Annotated in this window: 17 protein-coding genes; 10 read left to right on the forward strand and 7 right to left on the reverse strand. The window is 65.5% G+C overall.

The features are described 5' to 3' along the window. Nucleotides 1-2 precede the first annotated feature (2 nt). The gene (locus ACZYSP_RS29070) at nt 3-692 is read left to right on the forward strand and encodes a substrate-binding domain-containing protein (protein ID WP_177192884.1); all 690 of its coding nucleotides are present in this window, start codon (nt 3-5) and stop codon (nt 690-692) included. Here the strand turns inward: ACZYSP_RS29070 and ACZYSP_RS29075 are convergent. Beyond that, a complete protein-coding gene (locus ACZYSP_RS29075) occupies nt 689-1,594 on the reverse strand; it encodes a LysR family transcriptional regulator (RefSeq protein WP_093081631.1) in 906 nt (301 codons plus the stop codon). The two genes, ACZYSP_RS29070 and ACZYSP_RS29075, sit on opposite strands and share 4 nt — an antisense overlap. Before the next feature lie 75 nt (nt 1,595-1,669). On the opposite strand from ACZYSP_RS29075, the gene ACZYSP_RS29080 reads away from it, so the two are divergent. The 6 genes from ACZYSP_RS29080 (at nt 1,670) to ACZYSP_RS29105 (ending at nt 7,393) form a co-directional block, all read left to right on the forward strand. Next, nucleotides 1,670-2,542: an HpcH/HpaI aldolase/citrate lyase family protein gene (locus ACZYSP_RS29080; protein WP_093081634.1), complete on the forward strand. Its 873-nt coding sequence runs from the start codon at nt 1,670-1,672 to the stop codon at nt 2,540-2,542. 61 nt (nt 2,543-2,603) lie between these two features. After that, nucleotides 2,604-3,584 (forward strand): tripartite tricarboxylate transporter substrate binding protein, encoded by a 981-nt coding sequence (locus ACZYSP_RS29085; RefSeq protein WP_093081636.1) that lies wholly within the window; start codon nt 2,604-2,606, stop codon nt 3,582-3,584. A 14-nt stretch (nt 3,585-3,598) separates the two neighbouring features. After that, entirely contained in the window at nt 3,599-4,792 is a 1,194-nt protein-coding gene (locus ACZYSP_RS29090) for a CoA transferase (protein ID WP_093081639.1), read from the forward strand. A gap of 3 nt (nt 4,793-4,795) precedes the next feature. Next, nucleotides 4,796-5,671 (forward strand): amidohydrolase family protein, encoded by an 876-nt coding sequence (locus ACZYSP_RS29095; RefSeq protein WP_093081641.1) that lies wholly within the window; start codon nt 4,796-4,798, stop codon nt 5,669-5,671. A 27-nt stretch (nt 5,672-5,698) separates the two neighbouring features. Next, the gene (locus ACZYSP_RS29100) at nt 5,699-6,670 is read left to right on the forward strand and encodes a tripartite tricarboxylate transporter substrate binding protein (protein ID WP_093081644.1); all 972 of its coding nucleotides are present in this window, start codon (nt 5,699-5,701) and stop codon (nt 6,668-6,670) included. 153 nt (nt 6,671-6,823) lie between these two features. Then, nucleotides 6,824-7,393, forward strand: coding sequence for a thioredoxin family protein (locus ACZYSP_RS29105; protein ID WP_093081647.1), 570 nt, complete (start codon nt 6,824-6,826; stop codon nt 7,391-7,393). Between the two features lie 97 nt (nt 7,394-7,490). Here the strand turns inward: ACZYSP_RS29105 and ACZYSP_RS29110 are convergent, their stop codons facing one another. Together ACZYSP_RS29110 and ACZYSP_RS29115 are read right to left on the reverse strand one after the other, a co-directional pair. Continuing rightward, on the reverse strand, nt 7,491-8,234 hold the full coding sequence (locus tag ACZYSP_RS29110; protein WP_093052769.1) for a response regulator: 744 nt from the start codon (nt 8,232-8,234) through the stop codon (nt 7,491-7,493). A 98-nt stretch (nt 8,235-8,332) separates the two neighbouring features. Further along, a complete protein-coding gene (locus tag ACZYSP_RS29115; protein WP_093081649.1) occupies nt 8,333-9,364 on the reverse strand; it encodes an alpha/beta fold hydrolase in 1,032 nt (343 codons plus the stop codon). 248 nt (nt 9,365-9,612) lie between these two features. Between ACZYSP_RS29115 and ACZYSP_RS29120 the strand changes: the two genes are divergently transcribed. Together ACZYSP_RS29120 and ACZYSP_RS29125 are read left to right on the forward strand one after the other, a co-directional pair. Then, nucleotides 9,613-10,980 carry an ATP-binding protein gene (locus tag ACZYSP_RS29120; protein WP_093052775.1) on the forward strand — a complete coding sequence of 456 codons (1,368 nt, stop codon included), beginning with the start codon at nt 9,613-9,615 and terminating at the stop codon, nt 10,978-10,980. Between the two features lie 37 nt (nt 10,981-11,017). After that, nucleotides 11,018-12,793: a cytochrome c biogenesis protein DipZ gene (locus tag ACZYSP_RS29125; protein ID WP_093081652.1), complete on the forward strand. Its 1,776-nt coding sequence runs from the start codon at nt 11,018-11,020 to the stop codon at nt 12,791-12,793. A gap of 201 nt (nt 12,794-12,994) precedes the next feature. Here ACZYSP_RS29125 and ACZYSP_RS29130 read toward each other — a convergent pair whose 3' ends face one another. Next, entirely contained in the window at nt 12,995-13,243 is a 249-nt protein-coding gene (locus ACZYSP_RS29130; protein ID WP_093052781.1) for a hypothetical protein, read from the reverse strand. A 364-nt stretch (nt 13,244-13,607) separates the two neighbouring features. On the opposite strand from ACZYSP_RS29130, the gene ACZYSP_RS29135 reads away from it, so the two are divergent. Further along, nucleotides 13,608-14,609: a hypothetical protein gene (locus ACZYSP_RS29135; RefSeq protein WP_093081654.1), complete on the forward strand. Its 1,002-nt coding sequence runs from the start codon at nt 13,608-13,610 to the stop codon at nt 14,607-14,609. Between the two features lie 628 nt (nt 14,610-15,237). Here the strand turns inward: ACZYSP_RS29135 and ACZYSP_RS29140 are convergent. The 3 genes from ACZYSP_RS29140 to ACZYSP_RS29150 are packed head-to-tail and all read right to left on the reverse strand — an operon-like array spanning nt 15,238 to nt 16,324. Then, nucleotides 15,238-15,669, reverse strand: coding sequence for a Mor transcription activator family protein (locus ACZYSP_RS29140; RefSeq protein ID WP_489017941.1), 432 nt, complete (start codon nt 15,667-15,669; stop codon nt 15,238-15,240). Continuing rightward, nucleotides 15,666-16,112 carry a gp16 family protein gene (locus ACZYSP_RS29145; RefSeq protein WP_164546903.1) on the reverse strand — a complete coding sequence of 149 codons (447 nt, stop codon included), beginning with the start codon at nt 16,110-16,112 and terminating at the stop codon, nt 15,666-15,668. The genes ACZYSP_RS29140 and ACZYSP_RS29145 overlap by 4 nt, the downstream gene beginning before the upstream one ends. Continuing rightward, nucleotides 16,109-16,324, reverse strand: coding sequence for a hypothetical protein (locus ACZYSP_RS29150; RefSeq protein WP_489017944.1), 216 nt, complete (start codon nt 16,322-16,324; stop codon nt 16,109-16,111). The genes ACZYSP_RS29145 and ACZYSP_RS29150 overlap by 4 nt, the downstream gene beginning before the upstream one ends. Between the last annotated feature and the right edge of the window lie 324 nt (nt 16,325-16,648).

Genomic DNA, 16,648 nt, shown 5'->3' on the forward strand with positions numbered 1-16,648 from the left:
CCATGTCGGATTCGATACGGGGCATCTGCTCCATGGCCACGAAGGGCCTGCTGCTGGAGCTGGCCGCGGCGTACACGCGCACGAGCGGCGTGCCGGTTTCGTTCGAGGCAGTAGGCGGCGTAGATGCCGCAAAGCGCGTCTCGGCAGGAGAGCCATTCGACGTTGTAGTGCTCGCCTCCGATGCCATCGACAAGCTGGCGGCTGCCGGCAAGGTGGACGCATCGCGCAAGACCGACGTGGTGCGCTCCGGCGTTGCCGTGGCCGTTGCCGCGAACGCCGCGCGAGTCGATATCTCCACCGAAGAAGCGGTGCGGCGCGCCGTGCTGGATGCGGCCAGCGTCGCGTATTCGACCGGGCCCAGTGGCGTTGCCCTGGCCGCGCTGTTCGAGCGCTGGGGCATCGCCGACACCATCAAGGGCCGATTGGTACAGGCGCCACCCGGCGTGCCGGTGGGCTCGTTGATCGCACGCGGAGAAGCCGCGCTGGGCTTTCAGCAACTGAGCGAGCTGATCGACGTCGAAGGCATCGCACTGCTGGGGCCGCTGCCGCCGGCAATCCAGATCACCACGGTGTTCAGCGCAGCGCCGGGCTCTTCCGCTTCGCAGCCGGACGCCGCAAGCGGGCTGCTCGCGTACCTGGCCTCCGGCGACAGCGCAGAAGCCAAGCGCCGGCACGGCATGGAGCCGGCCTAACGGGTCGCAGACTTGCGAGAGCCGTTTCCCTTGCCGGCAATGACAAGCCCCGCGCTCTCGACAAAACCGTGAATCAGCCTCAACCGCGGCGACGCCCGCAGCCACAGCACACCGAAGCGCCGCGTCTCCGAAGGCAGCGGCAGCGGGATCTTGGCGATGCGCTGCCCGTCGAGCAGCGGCGAAGCGATGTCGGGCACGACCGACACGCCGAGGCCTCGATCGACCATCATCGCGATTGCCAGCAATGAACTGAGTTCGAAGCGCTCCTGCGGCACGATGCCCGCCGAACGCAGGTAGCGGTCGGCCTGCTTGCCGCCACCGAGGTTGCGGTCGTAGCGGATGAGCGGAGAGGTCCGCAGCAGTTCGTGGGGATCGCGCCGCGCGAGGCGGCTCGGCGCGAGCAGCACCAGCGGCTCTTCGCGCAGCAGGGCCCAGTCGAAGGTCTTCGCAAGCGCGAACGGTGGATACAGGCACACGGCCGCATCGAGCTCGCCCTGCTGCATGGCCTTGTAGAGCGTGGCAGTGTTGCCCGACTGCAGGTACACCTTGACACCCGGATGCGTCTTCACGAAGCGCGCGAGGATGTCTGGCAGCAGGCTGTGGATGGCCGTGTTGATGGTGCCGATGACCAGCTCGCCGCCGGCCGCCTCGCTGCCCACCAGCGCCTTGATGTCGCTCACCTCGCGCAGCAGCGTGCGGGCGCGCTGCACCAGCCGGTGCCCCGCCTCGGTCGGCTGCACCGTGCGGCCGGCGCGCGCGAGCAGCGGTGCGTTGAGCTCCCGCTCCAGCGCGCGGATCTGCTGCGCCACCGCGCCGGGCGTCAGGTCGAGCCGGCGCGCGGCCTCCGACATCGAGCCCGACTCCACCACCAGAAGAAAGCTTTGCAGGTAGGCCGTTTCCATGAAGATAGATTTTCTGCGATCTGATCGCAGGGAGCAGCTGTTTTTCTCTTCTCATGAACTGCGGACACTGCATGCATGAGAAGCAAACTCTTCGTTCCCGGAACCCGTCCTGAACTGTTCGCCAAGGCACTGACCAGTGCGGCGGACGCCATCTGCCTCGACCTGGAAGACGCGGTGTCCGAGCCGCGCAAGGACGAGGCGCGCGAGACCGTGCGCCAGCTGCTGCTTGCCAGCGGCGATGCGGCCTCCTCGCAAAAGACACTGATCGTTCGCGTCAACGCCATGGACACGCCGCACTTCGAGCGCGACGTGGCGGCGGTGACACAGCCCGGCGTGCATCTGATCAACCTGCCGAAGCCGCAAAGCCCGGCGCACGTGCGCACGGCGGTCGAAGTCATCGAGCGCGCCGAACGCTCTAGCGGCGTGCAGGCGCCCATTGGCCTGCTGCTGAACATCGAGACACCCACTGCATTGCGTACGGCAGCGGAACTCGCACTGGCGCATCCGCGCGTGTCGGGGCTGCAGCTGGGGCTGGGCGACCTGTTCGAGCCGCTGGGCATCGCCCGGCGCGAACCTTCAGCGATTCGCCAGGCGATGTTCGCGGTGCGCATCGCAGCCGGCGAAGCGGGCATGTATGCCTACGACGGCGCATTCGCGAACATCCGCGATGCCGAGGGCTACCGCGCCGAAGCCACGCTGGCGCGCGACCTCGGCTTTCTGGGCAAGACCTGCATCCACCCGAGCCAGATCGCCATCGCCAACGAGGTGTTCCGCCCCACGGATGAAGAGATCGCGCACGCCTGCAAGGTGGTCGAGGCAGCGCGCGAAGCCGATGCCAACGGCATCGGCGCCTACGTGGTGGACGGAAAAATGATCGACATCCCCTTCGTGATTCGCGCGCGCGCCATCGTCGAGAGTGCACGCAGCCTTGGGCTGCTTCCCAATTGAGCCTTGGGCTGCTGCCTGCCTGACCTGAGCTTCCCATCAATAAGAAACCGGAGACAAGACAATGCATTTCCCATCCTTCCTTCGCCCGCGCGTGCTCGCTGTTGTTGCAGCGGCAGCGCTTGCCGGCGCGGCATTCGCCCAGGGCGCCTATCCCGGCAAGGCCATCACGATCGTCGTGCCCTACCCGGCCGGCGGCTCCAACGACACCTTCGCGCGCCAAGTGGCCAAGGAGTTGGGCGACCAACTCAAGCAACCGGTGATCATCGACAACCGCCCCGGCGCGAGCGGCAACACCGGTACGGCGCAGGTGGCGCGCGCCACGCCCGACGGCTACACGCTGGTGGCGGTGTCGTCCAGCATGACGACCAACGCAGCCGTGCAATCGAAGATGCCCTTCGATCCGGTGAAAGGCCTCGCACCCGTGGCCATGTTCGCCAAGGGCCCGTTCATCGTCGCGGTCAACAACGAGTTTCCCGCGAAGACACCGGCCGAGCTGATCGCCGCCATCAAGGCCAAGCCAGGCCAGTACAACTACGCCTCGTCGGGCTCGGGCAGCGTGAACCAGTTCGGCACCGAGCTGCTCAAGGCCAAGGTGGGCGACCTGCAGATCGCGCACATTCCCTACAAGGGCATGGGTCCGGCCGTGACTGACCTGATCGGCAACCAGACGCAGCTGCTGATTTCAAGCGGTCCTTCGCTGCTGCCGATGGTGCGTGCCGGCAAGCTGCGCGCCGTGGGCATCACGAGCCTGAAGTCCAGCCCCGTCGCGCCTGATCTCACGCCAATGGCCACTGCGGTGCCCGGCTACGAATTCGAACTCTGGTGGGGCCTGCTGGCACCGGCGGGCACGCCGCCTGATGTGGTCGCCAAGCTCAATGGCGCCGTCAACCAGATCCTGGCCAGGCCCGAGATCACGGCCAACTTCCTGCGCGAAGGCGCCATCGCTACGCCGCTGACGCCTGCGCAGTTCGGCACCGTGATCGCTGACGACGTGGAGCGCTGGAAGAAGCTGGCCAAGCAACAGAACATCACAGCCGACTGAGGAAAGAAGAACCCATGAGCACTACCGCCCCCGACAACGCTGGCGACGACAAGCCCCTGCCCGCGCGCCAGGGCCCCGCCGGGCCGTTGAGCGGCCTGCGCGTGCTCGACCTGAGCGCCTACATCGCGGGCCCCTACGGTTGCTCGCTGCTGGCCGACCAGGGCGCGGAAGTCATCAAGATCGAGCCGCCCACGGGCGACAACCTGCGCAAGTACCCATCGACGCTGGAAGCCGAAAGCCGTGCGTTCATCGGCGTCAACCGCAGCAAGCTGGGCGTGGTGCTCGACCTCAAGAGCCCGCAGGACCTCGCCGCGCTGATGGCGCTGGTGCGCACGGCCGACGTGCTGGTGCACAACTTCCGCCCCAGCGTGCCGCCGCGGCTGGGCATTGCGTACGACCAGCTGAAGACGGTGAACCCACGCCTGATCTACTGCGCCGTCACCGGCTATGGCGAGACCGGGCCGCTGCGCGAGAAGGCGGGCTACGACCAGGTGCTGCAGACCATGACCGGCATGTGCGCGCTGCAGGGCAAGCGCGGCGAGCCGCCTGAGATCATCTACGGCTCGGTGGTCGACTACTACGCGGCCGCGCTGGTGGCTGCCGGCGTGGCCTCCGCGCTGTACGAGCGGGAGAAAAGCGGTGAAGGCCAGTTCGTCGGCGTTTCGCTGCTGCGCTCCGCGCTCACGATGCAGTCGGCGCGCATGGTGTGGGCCGAGGGCGAGCCGAAAGACGTGGGGCGCGACATGCGCTCGGGCGGCATCACCGGTCTTCACCCCACGCGCGAGGGGCACATCTACATCTCGGCCAACACGCCGCACTTCTGGCAGGCGCTGTGCGCCAAGGTCGACCTGCCCGAACTGGCGGGCGACGAGCGCTACGACTCGGTGCGCAAGCGCGCGCAGCACGCCGCCGAGATCATTCCGAAGCTGCGCGCCGCGCTGGCCGCGCGCACCGCGCTCGAATGGGAAGAACTGTTCGGCGAGGAAGTGCCCTGCGCGGCAGCACGCACCGTGGAAGACATGTTCGACAACGAACAGGTGCTGGCCGAGGACATGGTGGCGAACTTCGCGCACCCCACGCTCGGCTCGTACCGCGGCTTCACCCGGCCGGTGCGATTCGGCCGTACGCCGGGGCCCGAGCCCTTTGCCGCGCCGACGCTGGGGCAACACACAGCAGGCGTGCTGGCCGCGCAGCGCTTGGACGAATAGGACATGCCCACCGATAACGTGGTGCCCCACAGCAGCGGCACTCGCAAGCCCGCAAGCGCGGCACCCGAAGGCGCGTGCGACGCGCACATGCATGTGTACGACCGACGCTTCGCGCTGCACGGGCCGCCCGATGCCATGCTCGATCACGCCACCGCCGCCGACTACCGCCTGCTGCAGCAACGCATCGGCACGCAGCGCACGGTAGTCGTTCAGCCGCGCGCCCACGGCACGGACAACAGCGTGACGCTGGCCGCCATTCAAGCGCTTGGCGCCGCGCACACGCGCGGCGTGGCGGTGGTACGGCCCGAGGTGAGCGATGCCGAACTCGAACGCCTGCACGCGGGCGGCATCCGCGGCATCCGGTTCACGCTGTACACGCCGATGAATGCGGCGACGGACTTCGCCATGGTCGAGCCGCTGGCGCAGCGCGTGCATGCGTTCGGCTGGCATGTGCAATTGCACTGGAACGCCGACCAGATCGTCGAGCACGCGGCGCTGCTCGCGCGCCTGCCCTGCACGATCGTCCTCGATCACCTTGCCCGCCTGCCACTGCCCGATGCGCTGGCGCATCCCGCATACGACGTCGTGCGCCGGCTGCTCGACAACGGCCGCACCTGGATCAAGCTGTCAGGCGCCTACCTGGATTCGCGTGTGGGCGCGGAAGGCGGCTACGCCGACACGACCGGTATTGCGCAAGCCTGGGCGCAGCAGGCACCCGACCGCGTGGTGTGGGGCAGCGACTGGCCCCACCCGACCGAGCGCACCGCCAAGCCCGACGACGCACAGCTGTTCGACCTGCTGGGCCAATGGGTTCCCGACGAGGCCGCGCGACGCCGCGTGCTCGTCGACAACCCCGCGCGGCTCTACGACTTTTCCTGAACTACAAGCAAACTCCGAGACATTGGCATGAAGCAACCACAGAAGCGCCTTCTGAAATCCGTCGTAGCGCTGGCCGCCTGCGCCGCTCCCCTGCTGGGCTGGGCCGCCTGGCCCGACAAGCCGATCCGCATGGTGGTGCCGTACGCCGCGGGCGGCGGCGCCGACAACACCGCGCGCATCGTCGCGCAGCAGATGAGCACTGCGCTGGGCCAGCAGATCGTCATCGACAACAAGCCGGGCGCGGGTGGCGTGCTTGGCGCCGACAACGTGGCCAAGGCGGCCGGCGACGGCTACACCGTGCTCTACGACGCATCGGCGTTCTCGGTGAATCCGTCGCTGCGCAAGCTGCCCTTCGACGCGGCGAAAGACTTCATTCCCGTGTCGCTGGTCGCCACCGCGCCGCAGATCCTCGTCGTGCCGACGAGCGCGCCGTACAAGACCGTCGCGGAGTTCATCGACTTCGCGCGCAAGAACCCGGGCAAGCTGAGCTTTGCGTCGGCGGGCGGCGGCACCGGCTCGCACCTGGCGGGCGAGGCGCTGAACGAGCAGGCGAAGATCAACCTGATGCACGTGCCCTACAAGGGCGGCGCGCCAGCGCTGACCGACGTGATGGGCGAGCAGGTGTCGGCCTATTTCGGCAACGTGGCGTCGACCCTGGGCTACGTCAAGGGCGGCAAGCTGCGCGCGCTGGGCGTGAGCTCCATCAAGCGCGTGCCGGGGCTGCCCGACACGCCGACGCTCGCGGAGTCGGGCCTGCCGGGCTACAACGTGGTCGAATGGAACGGCGTGTTCCTGCCCAAGGGAACGCCGGCCGACATCGTGCAGAAACTCGGCAAGGCGGTGCAGGCTGCGGTCAACGACCCGACCGTGCGGCAGAAGCTGCTGCAGCTCGGCCTGGAGCCGGCCGGCACCACGCCCGAGGCCTTCGCGAAGTTCGTGCAGGACGAGACGGGAAGAGTGAGCGCGCTGGTGAAGGCACGCAACATCAGGGTCGATTGATCCTGCACTCGACTGGGTGTGCGTGAAACGTAGTGTGTGGGTTTCCCCCCGCGGATACAGAGGCATACGCGTTTCGCGCCACGGCAGGGTGGCCCAACGAAGAATCGGCTCCGTTCACAGACGAACGCCCGTCACTCTTCCGAAGGAACCACCATGCGCTTTCGCTCTTCCACCCTCTTCTTCGCCGTTGCCATCGCGGCCTCGGCGGCGGCCCTCACGCTGACCTTTGCCGCACCATCGCCGCTCGGCGGTGACGTTCCGGCCGCCGAGGCGGTGCCCGCGCCTGAATTCCAGAACATCGACACCTGGCTCAACTCGCAGCCGCTGAAGCTCAGTGAGCTGCGCGGCAAGGTCGTGCTGGTCGACTTCTGGACCTACACCTGCATCAACTGCCTCAACCACCTGCCTTACGTGAAGGACTGGAACGAGAAGTACAAGGACAAAGGCCTGATCGTCGTCGGCGTGCACACGCCGGAGTTCGCGTACGAGAAATCGACGAAGAACGTGAAGGACGCGATCCAGCGGCTGCAGATCAGGCACGCGGTGGCGCAAGACAACAGCTACGGCACCTGGAAGGCCTTCAGGAACCAATATTGGCCTGCGGTGTACCTGATCGACAAGCAGGGAAAGATCGTCTATTCGCACTTTGGCGAAGGCAGCTATGGCACTACGGAAAAGAAGATCCAGGCGCTGCTGGCTGAGCCTGCGCCGGTGGGGTCTTGAGGAATGAAGAAGCTCTGGTTCGCCCTACTCTTCCTAGCCGGCGGCATCACCCACGAGATACGCAACCCGGTGAGCTGCCAGTGCATCACAGCACGATTCAGTCCAACGCCTCGACAGTCGAAGAAAAAACGTAGCCCTCACTGCGCACCGTCTTGATGAAGCGCGGCTCGCGCGCATCGTCTCGTAGACGCTGACGCAGCCGGCTCACGAGCAGGTCGATCGAGCGCTCGAAAAGCTCGGCCTCGCGCCCCTGCGTGAGACTCAGCAACTGGTCGCGGCTCAGCACCTTCTGCGGGTGGTCGAGAAATACGCGCAGCAGCCGGTACTCCGCACCGCTGAGAGCCACCATCACCCCGCTGTCGTCGATCAGGTGGCGCGCAGTGGTGTCTACCTGCCACTCGCCGAACCCCAGCTTCGAAGCCGACTCGGTCGAGCGCATGTTCGGCGGCAGCATGCGCGTGCGGCGCAGCACCGAGCGCATGCGCGCCAGCAGTTCGCGGGCGGAAAACGGCTTGGCCAGATAGTCGTCGGCGCCCATCTCCAGACCGAGGATGCGGTCTGCCTCCTCGCTGCGCGCAGTGAGCATGAGGATCGGCGTGGCCTTGTACTTGCCCGTGCGAAGGTCACGGCACAGCGTGAGCCCGTCTTCGCCCGGCAGCATCAGGTCGAGGATGATGAGATCGAACGGCCCCGACTCCTCCAGCGCCGCGCGCATGTGCCGCCCCGTGGGCACCGCGACCACGCGCAGGCCGTTCTTGACCAGGTACGTGGTGAGCAGTTCGCGGATTTCCCGGTCGTCGTCGACGATGAGGATGTGGTCGGAGGTCTTCGAGGTCGTCATGCGGGTGGCCGGTACGTCGGAAGCCGCAATGTAGCCCGGCTGCGGGCCGGGACAAGCGGGTTTGTATTCCTGTGTATCCGGCGCCCCGGCCGGCCACACTACGTTGCCGACGCGAGCTTCCACACCGCATCGGCAAACACCTGCGGCGTCTCCTGCGGCACGTTGTGGCCCGCGCTCACGACGAGGTGCGTGCGCGGCCCGGTGAACTTGGCAGCGTAGGCCTTCCCGTCGGTGGCCGGCACGACACCGTCGGAGTCGCCGTCCATCGTGATCGCTGGCACCTTGATCGTCGGAAACGCGGCCAGGCGCTTCTCGTATTCCTCGTACTGCGCGAAGCCGTCCGCAAGACCGAGGCGCCAGCGGTAGTTGTGGATGACGATCTGCACGTAGTCAGGGTTGTCGAACGACGCGGCGGTGCGCTCGAAGGTGGCGTCGTCGTATGCCCACTTCGGCGAATTCGTGGTCCACAGGATGCGCGCGATGTCGCGCCGGTTCGCTTCCAGCCCGAGGCGGCCGCGCTCGGTGGCGAAGTAGTACTGGTACCACCAGCCCAGCTCGACCTTCGCAGGCAGCGGCAGCTTGTTGCCGGGGCGGTTGGTCATGATGTAGCCGTTGACCGAGAGCAGCCCGATGCAGCGCTCGGGCCAGAGCGCCGCGATGATGCAGCCGGTGCGCGCGCCCCAGTCGTAGCCGACGATGACGGCGCGGTCAATCTTCAGGGCGTCGAGCAGCGCGATCTGGTCGAGCGCCACTGCCGCCTGCTGCGCGGAGCGGGGGTTGGCGCTGTCGAGAAAGCGCGTGGTGCCATGGCCACGCAGGTGCGGCACGATCACCCGGCAACCCCGGGCCGCGAGCAGCGGCGCGACTTCGGCATAGCTGTGGATGTCGTAGGGGTAGCCGTGCATCAGCAGCACCGGAATGCCGTCGGCAGGGCCGGCCTCGTAGTAGCCGACATCGAGCTCGCCTGCCTTGATCTGGCGGATGGGCTCCAGCTTGCGCGGCTTGGCAGCGGGCACGGCATCGGCCGCGTGGACGGTGCTGCTCATGAATGCCAGTTCGACGGCGGCGAGGCTGGCGGCGGCGCCTCCCAGCAGGAAACGGCGTTGACGGTTGACGGGTTCTTCGGACATGGGGTGTTCCTTCGTTTGTGTTGGCGACGGAACGATTGAATGCGCCGGATGTATGCGGCATGTGTCATGCCAGGGGTGTTCTTGTATGGCCGTGTGTACGGGCCGCGCCGGATACACGGCCATACAAAGCCGAAGCTGCGACGGCATCTGAGCCCCGGCAGGTAATGTTGTATGTCCCGTTTGCCGCCCAACACACTGCAATACAAAGAAGTGATCTGCGGCGCGACCCCGGGTCTATAAACCAGCCCATGCCTACATCCGCAAGCCTCCCCGCACCCCTCGCCCCGGTCAACCCCGCAGGCCTGCGCCGGCTGCTGCCCCGCTCGCTGTTCTCGCGCGTGACGCTGATCATCGTCATCGGGCTGGCCATTGCGCAGCTGCTGACCTTCACGGCGATCCGCTACGAACGCGGCATCGCGATGCGCGAGCTGATGATGATCGGCATCGAGCGCGACATCGCGAGCTCGGTCGCCATCCTCGACCGGCTGCCGGCCGCCGAGCGCGAAAGCTGGCTCGCGCGGCTGGAGCGGCGCAACTACCGCTTCGTGCTGGGCGGCAGCGCACAGGGCACGCCGCCCGACACGCCGATGTCGCAACAGTTCGCCGCCGCCATCGTCGATGCGATGCGCCCATTCGAGATCGTCAAGGTCGGCCAGGTGGGCAGCCCACCGCAAAGCTTGCAGATCCAGGTGCGGCTGTCGGACGGGTCTTCCGTGGTCGTGCATGCGCGGCGTGTGGACATGCCCGTGTCGAGCTGGGTGATGTGGCTGTTGTGGATACAGCTGCTGGTGCTGGCCGTGTGCGCCTGGTATGCGGTGCGGCTGGTCACGCGGCCGCTGGCGCAGCTGGCCGACGCAGCCGACGAACTGGGGCCAGACCTGAAGGGACAGCAGTTGCCCGAAGAAGGCCCGACCGAGGTGAAGCACGCGGCGCGCGCATTCAATGCAATGCAGAAGCGCATTGCGGGCTACATGGCCGAGCGCGTGGAAATCCTTGCGGCCATCTCGCACGACCTGCAGACGCCCATCACCCGCATGCGGCTGCGCACCGACCTGATGGACAGCGATCAGGACCGCGACAAATTCCGCCAGGACCTCGATGCGATGCACGCCTTGGTGCGCGAAGGCGTGACCTACGCGCGCACGCTGCACGGCGCCACCGAGCCGCCGTGCCGCATCGACGCCGATGCACTGTTCGAGAGCATGGTGGCCGACTACGAGGACTCGGGTGAACAGGTGCTGCTCGAAGGCCGCACGGGTGAGCCCATCGTGACTCGGCCGAATGCGCTGCGGCGAATATTGACGAACCTGATCGACAACGCGCTGAAGTTCGGCACTGACGTGCGCCTGCAGGTGCATGCCGAGGCCGACCGGCTGGTGCTGGCCGTGGTCGACAACGGACCGGGTATTCCTCCCGACCAGCTGGAGAACGTGCTCAAGCCCTTCTACCGCGTGGAAGGCTCGCGCAATCGCAACACCGGCGGCACCGGACTGGGCCTGGCCATCGCCCACCAACTGGCAATGGCGATGGGCGCGGAGCTGGTGCTGCGCAACCGACCCGAAGGCGGGCTCGAAGCCCGGCTGACCATGAGCACGCGCGCCGCGCCGCCGAACTGAGCCGCGCCCTCATCCCCCCATTGACCAGACCCCGACCATGCTCCTCCTCATCGTTGCCTACCTGGGTGGTGTGCTCACCATCCTGAGCCCGTGCATCCTGCCCGTGCTCCCGTTCGTGTTCGCGCGCGCCGATCGACCGTTCCGCTCGCATGGCCTGCCCATGCTGCTGGGCATGGCGCTGGCGTTCTCGGCCATCGCCACGCTGGCGGCGGTGGGCGGCGGCTGGGTCGTGGCGCTCAACGAATACGGGCGCTATGCGGCGATTGCGCTGCTGGCGGTGTTCGGCGTGACGCTGCTGTTTCCATCGGTGGCCGACCGGCTGAGCCGTCCGCTGGTGGCGCTTGGCTTGCGGTTGTCTGGGCCTGCCTCGGAGAAGGCGTCGGTGTTCTCGCCGCTGTTGCTGGGGGTTGGCACGGGGCTGCTGTGGGCGCCGTGCGCGGGGCCGATCCTCGGGCTGATCCTGACCGGCGCCGCGCTCAACGGCGCGAGCATCGGCACGTCGTTGTTGTTGCTGGCCTATGCGGCCGGTGCGTGCACCTCGCTGGCGGCTGCACTGCTCTTTGGCGGTCGACTGTTCTCGGCGATGAAGGGGTCGCTGCGCACCGGTGAATGGATGCGGCGCGTGGCCGGCGTGTCCGTTCTTGTGGGCGTCGGCGCTATTGCGCTGGGGCTGGACACCGGGCTGCTCAGCCGCCTCTCTGTCGGCACAACTTCGGCGTTGGAGAAAGCACTGGTGGAGAAGATCGACATGCCCATGCCATCGCCGCAACCGAAGGCTTCCATCGACCCGGGCGGCCTGATGCTGACGTCGACGCAACCGGAGCCGAAGAAGCCCGCATTGGCACTGCCCGACGAAGGTGGCTTTCCTTCGCTGGCCGGCGCCACCGAGTGGCTCAACTCCGCGCCGCTGACGCCCGAGGGCCTGCGCGGCAAGGTCGTGCTGGTCGACTTCTGGACCTACTCGTGCATCAACTGCCTGCGCACCCTGCCCTACGTTCGCGCATGGGCCGAGAAATACAAGGACGCGGGGCTGGTGGTAGTCGGCGTGCATGCGCCGGAGTTCGCGTTCGAGAAGCAGCCTGCCAACGTGCGCCGCGCAGCGAAGGACCTGGGCATTGGCTTCCCGGTGGCCGTCGACAGCAACTACGCGATCTGGCGCGCCTTCGGCAACCAGTACTGGCCGGCGTTCTATGTCGTCGATGCGCAGGGGCGCATCAGGCATCACCAGTTCGGCGAGGGGCAGTATGCGAAGTCGGAGCAGGTCATCCAGCAGTTGCTGGCGGAAGCCGGGCGGCCCGTCGTGCCGGCCGACGTGGTCTCTCCGGAAGGCCAGGGTACGCAGGCTGCGGCGGCTGCGTCGCCGGCCCTGTCGGGCGAGACCTACCTGGGCTACGAGCGCGCGCAGAGCTTCGCCTCGCCTGGTGGCATCGCGAAGGATCGTGCGCGGGTCTATCCCGTGGCTTCATCACTGCGCGCCAACCAGTGGGCACTGAGCGGCGAATGGTCGGTGGAAAGCGAACGCGCGGTGCTGGTGCGGGCCAATGGGCGCATCGCCTATCGCTTTCATGCACGCGACCTGCATCTGGTGCTCGGCCCGTCGGCCGATGGCAAGCCCGTGCGCTTCAAGGTTCTGATCGACGGCAAGCCACCGCTGGCAGACCACGGCACCGATACCGATGTGCAAGGCAACGGCACCATCGATGGACAGCGCCTGTACCAACTGGTGCGCCAGACGGCGAACGACAAGGACCGCCTGTTCGAAATCGAATTTCTCGACGCGGGCGCGCAGGCCTACGTGTTCACCTTCGGCTGATCGCCCTTGGTGCCCCTTACAGGTGCTGCGCTACAAGCACCACGGCCCCGGCGATAGAAATGGCGCCGCCGACGAACTTCCTGAATGCCTTCATGGCGTTGTTCTCCTTCAGTGAAGCTCAATGGTGCCGCGCGGCGGGGTGTTCGTGGGTTGGGAATCCTCATGTGCGGGATAGAAAACCCCAACCTGCAAGAGCGGCATCTACGACTTGGCAGCCGGCAAGGAGAGCCGCTCTCTCGCGAACTGACTGGCCCGGAGCCGCACCCGCTGCAATGCAGCCTCCAGCGTGGGCTGCTGCATGAATACGACCACTCCCCGCCTGAGCCCACGAAGGCTCAACTCGGCAACGCCCGCGTAGCGGCCACTGGTGGTCTGCTTGATATCGATGCGGCTCGACCAGCCATCGGGCAGGTTGACGAGAAGTTGTAGTTGTTGCTGTGTGACGTTCATGTTGGGGCTGAGGATAGGCCTCGAACCCGCAGCGCCCCAAGGAACTAGTTCCTTTGCATTAGCAATACTTCAAGATTGCCATCAGGGGGATATCCGGTGCGCCCTCATCCTCAATGTCTCCCAGATTGGTCGCGATCATCGGCTTGCCCGCCTCCCTCCGGCGGGCTCCTCCCTCCGACCCCATGCGCAAGAACGGGGTCCTTCAGCTCGCCTTTGTGCGAGCTTTTTTTTGCCCGCACCGTCATTCGCCACCACGCAAGCGATAGACGGCCCGACTTGCATCTTGTGTGACGCAAACTTACATTTACGCAAGAGGAGGCCACACAAGCCAGTCGGGCGACATAAGAGGTGGCAATGCAAAGCCATGCCGATCGTCTTCAATCCAGGCCCGCCTCCACGCTTCGAAGTCAGGGGCAGGAACGACTTTCAACAAAGTACGACGCTGTTCGTCGACCGATCGACCTCCTGGCTGCAACGAGCCATGTACCCTCTGGGCGGCTATAACCCGCTGGGGTTGGTCGAGCAGAGGTATCTGGCTGGTGTGCCTCACACTGGCACGACGTCAAAGACGGGGGTCTCGGTCCCCGGCCAGAACACCATGCGGGCGCATCATGTGGCCGACCATGTGATCCAGCAGTGTGTTTGCGAGTACCTGAACAAGCAGATAACCCTTGGACGATTCGTCGACCGGATCGGCACGCTCTATCTGACGAGTTGGGTCGACGTGATAGTTACCCCACGGCTCTTCGTGATCTGGGCGCAATGGGTCAGTGCGCTGGCAAAGGTGCTGGCGGTCGTCGCGGCTCAAGCAGCAGGACTGCCACAAACCAGGCAGCTGGCATACGGGAATTCATTGGCCTTGGGACTTTCCAATTCCGTGGCGAACGTGCGACTGGGACACCCGCTGACCGACAACGCGCTCTGGCACGGCATTGCTCCACGACTTCAACGAGGCCAGTACGACCTGCTGGGCTACTTTTTCGGCTGGTTGGGCAATCACGACTTCACCAAGCCCACCTTGTCAGTCGAGACATCGCTGGTTGCTGACGTCTGGGAAGACTATTTCACGAATAAGCCCTTGTTTTTCCAGAACAAGAACCGTGTCGTCGTGGGCAAAGTCTTCGTTGGTCCTGCGAATCGACCCAACGCCATCTTCATATCCGAGGAAGATCCGGTCAGGCCGCACAAAGTCGCGCACCGAAGCCTTCCCCAGTACTACCCCGGCGCCAGAGGAGTCAGAGGCTATGTGATCAGGGCAAGCAGAGCGAGCTTCCACGCGACTGCCGTGGTTGCGACCTTGTGCGCAATCGGATACGCCGGCAAGGAGTTGGTTTGGCCGAAGGAAGGTCCCAAGAAGCCGCTTTAGTCGCAGCACCAGAAGTTGGTCGGCAGTCCAACACTACTCTGGACTAATGTGAATGGACGCATGCCCCTGAACTAACCGGGAAGAGCCGGGAAGAGGCCGGAAGAACCGGGCCGCCCCAATGAAATCGGGCCTTTTGAGGCCATCCGAGGCCGCCGGGCGGCCCACCATCGCGGACGCATGAAAAACCGCCTCCTGCGCCCTCCTGGCGGGACGACCGGCAGGAGGGCGCCCCGCCGTAGGTCCATCTTTTCCATTGAGGGGTGGCCTGTCCCCGCAACCCAGCTCGGCTCCATGACCTCCCCCCCAAACTGACGAACCCGCACGGTGGCGTGCGAGTTTGAGAGAGGCGTGCGAGTTGCGTAAGCCATTGAAATACAAAGGAATTTTGAGCTTGCCAGAGATATACGGGCAAAAGAACTTGCACGCGTTCTGCCTTCTTTTTAGGCAGAACTCGCACCAAACTCGCACGCTGAAGTCGAAAAAAAACCCCTCTTTAGGGGCCTTTCAACAACTTCAATCCGCCTGTGGATAACCAAGGTATCGCAGGCCGCTCAGCGGGTCAAGCCTTCAGCCTTCGCTGTCCAGTGGACGAGCAATGCGCCCGCGAGTTCAGAGGTTTTCACGGTCTTCAAACCGACTTTTTAAGCAACCGGAACAGGTACGAGCGGCTGAATTTGTAGCGCCTGCGAATCGCATCGAAGGGCTCACCAGCATCGTAGCTCTGAATAATCTCGCGGTTCCGATGCACCTTCAATGCGGCCTCGCACTTCGCGACGTACACACTGATCCCGCCAAACCGACCTACGAGCTGGACCGCCGCCTCGCGTCCAACGCACTCGACCAACACCGCCCACATACGCGATGTGCCGTCAACCACCTCTGGGATCTTGATCTCGTCGCCGGCGAACATCTTGACCAGGTCGATGGTGGCATCGATACCGATCACGTCGACCAGGGCCTGAGCGGTCTTCGGCAAGGAGTCGACGTGCTCGACCTGGCGCAGTTGCACCGTCTCGTCGAACAAGCTGAACTGCCCTTCGTTGACCGCTTTGTGGCTCATTGCGTGGCGGCCCCTTCCCGGCGTTGCTGAACGCCCAGCGCGGCAGAGAGACGATGCAGCTGGTCGTGGTTGCACCACTCGTAGAAATCCGGCGCCTGCTCACCGAACATCTGCTTCGCAATGCCATCAGCGTAGGTGTCAGGCTTGCGATCGAGGCTGATGAGCTGCGCGCGGATCCGGCGGATGAGCTTCAGCTTGTCTGCTGGCGGTACCGGGCGCCGGGGTCGCTTGCCACCCGGCTTCGCGATGGTCTTGAAGCCGATCTTCTTGAGATACTCCAGCACGTTGGCGCGGCCAACGTGATCGAGATCCTTGGAGCTGCGGACGCGGCCCTGCGTCCACAGCATGTCGCGGTAGTCCTCGTCGCTCATGGCGAGCTGCTTCTTGGCCAGGTGGATCTTGGCCAGGTCGGAATTGCGATGGTCGCGGGCGAGCTTGCTCATTCGCCAGGCCTCCGCTCCACGATGATGTGTTCGCCCGACGAGTCCTTCGCCAGTACCACGTATCCACGTTGCCGGAGCCATTCGAACGCCTCGACGAGATGCTCATCGGCCTCAGCGAGGGTGTGAACCTCGACGGCATTTGCGTTGGTCAGTCCCAAGACCAGGCCGTGACCATCTTGGCCAACGCAACTGACCTGGAGTACATCGAACATCGCGTCGTCAGCGATCTGTAGGGCGCGTTGAAGCAACGCAACGTCGCCAGTCGTGTCCTCGGATGCGTGCGCAGCTGATTCCGACGCATAGAGTGCGCGGAATTCGTAGGTGTCAGGGTACTGGGCCTTTGCTTCACGGCATGTGGCCTCTGACGACTCTTTCCAAGCGGTCCAGCGACCGCCTTCGATGGCCCAACTGTTAGCGCCAGTGCAATCGAGATCAGCAGTGCCAGTCGAACATTGACCAGGGGCTGGAGCTGGTTCCGGTAGGAGCCAGCTGTGGATAACTATAGGTTGGATGCCTCGGTAGGTCCTCCTTTTCTT

The sequence above is a fragment of the Variovorax sp. F042 genome (assembly GCF_057814215.1).

What these genes read in the sequence shown, in the direction of transcription:
- ACZYSP_RS29085 (WP_093081636.1), top strand. Translation starts at nt 2,604, where the DNA reads ATGCATTTCCCATCCTTCCTTCGCCCGCGCGTGCTCGCTGTTGTTGCA.
- ACZYSP_RS29115 (WP_093081649.1), bottom strand. Translation starts at nt 9,364, where the DNA reads ATGTCCGAAGAACCCGTCAACCGTCAACGCCGTTTCCTGCTGGGAGGC.
- ACZYSP_RS29150 (WP_489017944.1), bottom strand. Translation starts at nt 16,324, where the DNA reads ATGTTCGATGTACTCCAGGTCAGTTGCGTTGGCCAAGATGGTCACGGC.
- ACZYSP_RS29105 (WP_093081647.1), top strand. Translation starts at nt 6,824, where the DNA reads ATGCGCTTTCGCTCTTCCACCCTCTTCTTCGCCGTTGCCATCGCGGCC.
- ACZYSP_RS29130 (WP_093052781.1), bottom strand. Translation starts at nt 13,243, where the DNA reads ATGAACGTCACACAGCAACAACTACAACTTCTCGTCAACCTGCCCGAT.
- ACZYSP_RS29070 (WP_177192884.1), top strand. Translation starts at nt 3, where the DNA reads ATGTCGGATTCGATACGGGGCATCTGCTCCATGGCCACGAAGGGCCTG.
- ACZYSP_RS29135 (WP_093081654.1), top strand. Translation starts at nt 13,608, where the DNA reads ATGCCGATCGTCTTCAATCCAGGCCCGCCTCCACGCTTCGAAGTCAGG.
- ACZYSP_RS29145 (WP_164546903.1), bottom strand. Translation starts at nt 16,112, where the DNA reads ATGAGCAAGCTCGCCCGCGACCATCGCAATTCCGACCTGGCCAAGATC.
- ACZYSP_RS29080 (WP_093081634.1), top strand. Translation starts at nt 1,670, where the DNA reads ATGAGAAGCAAACTCTTCGTTCCCGGAACCCGTCCTGAACTGTTCGCC.
- ACZYSP_RS29110 (WP_093052769.1), bottom strand. Translation starts at nt 8,234, where the DNA reads ATGACGACCTCGAAGACCTCCGACCACATCCTCATCGTCGACGACGAC.
- ACZYSP_RS29120 (WP_093052775.1), top strand. Translation starts at nt 9,613, where the DNA reads ATGCCTACATCCGCAAGCCTCCCCGCACCCCTCGCCCCGGTCAACCCC.
- ACZYSP_RS29100 (WP_093081644.1), top strand. Translation starts at nt 5,699, where the DNA reads ATGAAGCAACCACAGAAGCGCCTTCTGAAATCCGTCGTAGCGCTGGCC.
- ACZYSP_RS29140 (WP_489017941.1), bottom strand. Translation starts at nt 15,669, where the DNA reads ATGAGCCACAAAGCGGTCAACGAAGGGCAGTTCAGCTTGTTCGACGAG.
- ACZYSP_RS29125 (WP_093081652.1), top strand. Translation starts at nt 11,018, where the DNA reads ATGCTCCTCCTCATCGTTGCCTACCTGGGTGGTGTGCTCACCATCCTG.
- ACZYSP_RS29075 (WP_093081631.1), bottom strand. Translation starts at nt 1,594, where the DNA reads ATGGAAACGGCCTACCTGCAAAGCTTTCTTCTGGTGGTGGAGTCGGGC.
- ACZYSP_RS29090 (WP_093081639.1), top strand. Translation starts at nt 3,599, where the DNA reads ATGAGCACTACCGCCCCCGACAACGCTGGCGACGACAAGCCCCTGCCC.
- ACZYSP_RS29095 (WP_093081641.1), top strand. Translation starts at nt 4,796, where the DNA reads ATGCCCACCGATAACGTGGTGCCCCACAGCAGCGGCACTCGCAAGCCC.